Source organism: Moorena sp. SIO3I6, assembly GCF_010672095.1.
The window spans coordinates 1-1,895 of the sequence record NZ_JAAHHU010000951.1; the positions used below are offsets into that span (position 1 = coordinate 1).

Annotated in this window: 2 protein-coding genes; one reads left to right on the top strand and one right to left on the bottom strand. The window is 40.7% G+C overall.

Annotated elements, in window-relative coordinates; genetic code table 11:
* The first annotated feature begins 818 nt into the window (after window positions 1–818).
* Entirely contained in the window at window positions 819–1,100 is a 282-nt protein-coding gene (locus F6K49_RS44835) for a DUF433 domain-containing protein (protein ID WP_293108513.1), read from the top strand.
* 159 nt (window positions 1,101–1,259) lie between these two features.
* On the opposite strand, the gene F6K49_RS44840 is transcribed toward F6K49_RS44835, so the two are convergent.
* The gene (locus F6K49_RS44840) at window positions 1,260–1,703 is read right to left on the bottom strand and encodes a hypothetical protein (protein ID WP_293108517.1); all 444 of its coding nucleotides are present in this window, start codon (window positions 1,701–1,703) and stop codon (window positions 1,260–1,262) included.
* Window positions 1,704–1,895 lie beyond the last annotated feature (192 nt).

Here is a 1,895-nt window from a genome sequence, read left to right on the forward strand (position 1 = left end):
AGAGAGGAATATCCCCATAAAGTGTAGGCAATCCCAATGCCACCAGGAGGAGCCGGATGATTGGGAACAGTCATGTCCGGTTCTGGAGGAGAGTTCGAGGGAGGAATCCCTCGTTCGACTCTAATAGTGGGCATCCTGCCCGGAAATTGTAACAGGCAAGATGCCTGTTCCACCCCTGATGCCCGACAGTCTGCTGGAAAATATTGATCACAGGCAAGATGCCTGTTCCACCCCTGATGCCCATGGCACCCACCGGGTCAAACCGCAAAAATGAGATGCACCCAACCGGGATTGATGATCGTGATATTTTTGGCATCATGGAAGTAACTCCTTTTTAGGAGGGAGGAAAGCCGCGCTGGTCGTGGTTAACAGTTTTTGCCAGCGCGGCTATTAGTATCGGTCCAGGATTGATGATCGTGATATTTTTGGCATCATGGAAGTAACTCCTTTTTAGGAGGGAGGAAAGCCGCGCTGGTCGTGGTTAACAGTTTTTGTCAGCGCGGCTATTAGTATCGGTCGTAACTTTCTATAGTATACATAACTCCTGGAAAAAATGCAAGGGGTAATTAATTTTTTTTACATTTATTTACAAATAGTAAGTTTAGGTATTTATGGACTCAGATATGTGTAATATTTACAGTATTTTCATTGGATATTTTTTTCATATAACAGGGAAGAGTGAACAGGTAATATCCAAAAAACAGTTATTAACAAAACGTCAAACCCTATCCTCTTAATACCGACTAATAAAGTACATCACCGAATGGATAAATGCAGTAAAATAGTTAATTATCAATATAATTCAAGAACTAATCATTATGAATTGGAGAGACTACATTCATTCCAATCCCAACATTTTATTAGGTAAGCCAGTAGTTAAAGGCACTCGTTTATCCGTTGAGTTTATTTTAGGCTTGTTTGCTGCTGGTTGGACAGAGTTACAGATATTGGAAAGCTATCCAACACTAACTCCAGAATCAATTCGAGCAATCTTTGCTTTTACTAGGGAACAGGGAATAGGGAACAGGGAACAGGGAACAGGGGGTTTCCACGGGGCTTACAAGATGCACGCACGTGACCGAAACAGCCCTTCCCTATGAGCGACTGCATCAAGACACAGGTAAATATTAATAAACTTGGTGGAATATCTGAGTTGAGGCCAAGGGCAAAATGCCCCCCGTTATTAAGGGTTCAGTTGAATACCCATAATCAAGAGGATTGATCGGGAGATGCCTTTGCCCTGGAAGTGGAGCAACTGACTAAGATTCAGGACTTTCTTGTTTGCCCCTGTATCTTTTTTCATTATTATTTTGCCTGGGGTGATCACCATTGCCAGAAGCTGGATTAGGATCAACTAAAGACTGAATCTTTTCTGAGGTCTTTTTAATAGCATTTCTAAGGGTAGCAAGTTGCTTAGTTTTTTTAGCTTTAACTAGCAAGAACCAATCCTTAGCGTAACAAATAACAAATAGATCAAAATTTGGATATTCAAACCAAATTCTTTCGGGTTGTTTAAGACTAGCAACATTTATTATTTTCGCTGCTATGTTTCCAATTTCTTCATCTTGATAAAATTTGCCTATATCGTCAGTATCAGTATCGGGGAACCCTTCATCGGAGATAATAACTGCACCGACAATGTCCTCATGAGCATCGAATAACTCCCTAACAATCCTATCTTTATCTTTGTTATTCTTGAACATATCGATTATTGCCAGGGGCTTAATGGTGGGTAGACTAATCTTGATCGTCTTGAGCGCGATCCGAGAAAAAATCGTCTCTTATCTGATCAAGGCTTTCTTTAGAAGTAACTTTGATTGTTAGATATTTATGAAGTTCTTCTTTAAATGTCTGTTCAAGAAACTCCTTGATTTCCTGCTTGCCCTCCGGACCAC